At 43.8% G+C, this 1303-nt stretch carries 1 pseudogene; it reads left to right on the top strand.

Annotated features, from left to right (window positions below):
• A pseudogene (locus tag KH286_RS09560) lies at positions 1-1303 on the top strand (hypothetical protein); the annotation flags it as partial.

Here is a 1303-nt window from a genome sequence, read left to right as displayed (position 1 = left end):
AGTGGGCGCTGCTGGTTCTACACAAGGTACAACAGCTGGTAAAAATGGTGTAGCTACTACGCAAGATGTAGCATCTGTAGTAAATTCTGCTATCGATAAAACAAAACAAGCATTAGCCGATGCAGAACACAAATTTGATGGGGATACTGGTACAACATCTGTTCGTAAACACGGTGAAGTATTATCCATCAAAGGTGGCGTAACAACCCCTGCTGATCTGACAACTGGTAATATCGGCGTAGTATCTGATGGTGCGGGTACATTAAATGTTCGTCTTGCTAAAGCCTTAACTGGTTTAACTTCTGCAACCTATACAGATGCATCTGGTAATACACAAACTGTAACAGGTGGTTCCTCTACTATTTCTGATGCAGCTGGTAATTCTACGGTTGTATCTAAAGGTGGCGTCACAACAACGGATGCAGCAGGTAACACAACTACAACAGCACCTACAGGTGTAACGGTAACTCCTGCTGGTACAGGTGCAACACCAATTTCTGTAACGACTAGTGGTATTAGTGCTGGTAACAAAGAAATTAAGAATGTTGCTAATGGTACTACTGATGACGCTGCTGTGAATAAGAAACAAATGGATGATGCATTAAAAGGTGCAACAGATAATACTGTTTCGTTAGGTAGTGAATCTGGCTCTACAACAGCTAAGAAATTAAGCACAACGGGTGGCATTAAATTCAACATTAAAGGTGAAACAGGTGCTAATGCACTCATTACAACATCTGCTACAGGCGATGATGTAACGGTTGCGCCAACCGCTAAATTGACAGCCGCTGTAACGGCTGCAGAAAAATCTGCTGATAAAGACTTGTCCAACATCTCTACTGCTGGTGAAACAGTGATCAAAAACTTGGCAGCTACATCTGCACAAGATGCTGTTAAGGTCTCTGGTACAGGTCTTGCCACTGTAACTGATTCCACTACTGGTGGTGTAAAAACATACAATGTAGATGTGAAGACTGGTAACCTTGTGGTCACTGCGGCTGGTCAAGTTGGTGCAACTGGTACAACAGGTGCAGGCGGTGCCGCTGGTGCTGATGGTGTAGCGACTACACAAAATGTAGCATCCGCTATCAACGATGCCATCACTAAATCCAAAACTGATACAGCACAAGCTATTGCTGATGCAGAACACAAATTTGATGGCGATACAGGTACGACTTCTGTACGTAGACATGGTGAAATCTTATCCATCAAAGGTGGCGTAACAACCCCTGCTGATTTGACAACAGGCAATATCGGCGTTGTATCCGATGGCGCTGGTACATTGAACGTCCGTCTTGCTAAA

Source organism: Veillonella parvula (genome assembly GCF_018378075.1).
GTDB lineage: Bacteria > Bacillota > Negativicutes > Veillonellales > Veillonellaceae > Veillonella > Veillonella parvula_K.
This window is presented reverse-complemented; position numbering and strand designations above follow the sequence as displayed.